The following is a 1,346-nucleotide window of genomic DNA, read 5'->3' as shown; positions in this document are numbered from 1 at the left end:
ACCAATCCGCTTTTTTCTTGGAGGCCAATACGTCTCTAGGATCTCTTTTAATATGAACGATCACACTCTCGGGAAAGGTTGCGACTAACAAAGGCAAATACTCTATTAGCTTAGGGTCTTTATCACCAACATAGAGTGTACTGACACCCTTAGTAATAATTTGTTCATAAAGCTGTGCGGGTTTAAGCCCCTCATCAAAATCACCCTCCGACAATCCTAGTCGCTTGACCTTCTCATCCGACCAAAGTAGCTCTTGATTGACCGCAATATCTTCAGCCTTTCCAAGCTTCCCTCCAAAAACGAAACGTCGCAACATGCTGGTCTCAGGAACAAAAGTGACTTCTGAATGACTAGCTAGCATGCTCTGAAGTAAAGATGTTCCCGAGCGGCCCACTCCTATAATAAAAACTTTTTTCAATTGCTAATCCTGTCGATCTGCGACTTAACCATCAAAGGGCACTTTCCAATTTTAGTCTTAATGAGCGAGTCAACTAAACTAACTCGCACTGTAAAAGTGCCGCCTAGCTTCTCGCGGTACTCTGCCAATATTTTTTCCTCAACGCCCTGGTCATATGAAACTGCGGGAATAATGTTTAGATCAACTAGCCCCGGCTCACCAACGACATATTGCATGGCATCAATATGGGCATAAATATCCTCGTGCATATTTAGCGCAGTTAAGGAAACTCGCTTACCATCCCTCCCCTCAACAAACTCTTGTTTCCACCGTCCTTCTACTTCAGGAAACGTTCCGTAACCTGCATTATCGCAGTTAACATTAGACCACATGCAATAATCACCAGTACGGTATCTCAAAAGAGGCATTGCCGAGTTAATAAACCCTGTACCAACAAGCTCACCACGCAACCCGCAATCTTTAATTACAGCCCCATGATCATCTACCAACTCACAAACCCCATAAGCTGGATGGCTATGGTATTCAGTTAGATCTTCTTTCATAGAGGCAAACACAGCTCGTTCACTATGGCCATAGAAGCTGTATGGTTCACACCCGAAAGCCTCCTGTACCAATCGTCTCTGCCCATCAAGTATATTTTCCGATATACACATGACGGCCCTAACCGATGCGATTTTTAAGTTATTTTCTACTAAATAACTCGACAAGGCAGCGATAGCCGAAGGATAACCATGCACAAACTTTGGTTTATATACGACGAGCTTGTCGACGATGTCTTTTAGGCTCTCGTCAACCATATGAAATGGTGAAAAACGAATCTCGTTATAGATAGGGTTTTCGACCCATAACGCGTTTCCGTTTGCTACTCCACGAAAAGTGGCTTTTCTTGACGACGGCTGATAGCCAATCGCTTTATTCCACGCATATA

At 43.7% G+C, this 1,346-nt stretch carries 2 protein-coding genes; both read right to left on the bottom strand.

Annotation, left to right across the window (positions count from 1 at the left end; genetic code table 11):
- The coding region (locus tag A3739_RS18750; RefSeq protein ID WP_197472437.1) for a sulfotransferase at positions 1–418 on the bottom strand (418 nt) is incomplete at its 3' end.
- The coding region (locus A3739_RS30125; protein ID WP_068502402.1) for a hypothetical protein at positions 415–1,346 on the bottom strand (932 nt) is incomplete at its 5' end. The genes A3739_RS30125 and A3739_RS18750, both read right to left, overlap by 4 nt.

Source organism: Oleiphilus sp. HI0067 (genome assembly GCF_001635735.1).
This window is presented reverse-complemented; position numbering and strand designations above follow the sequence as displayed.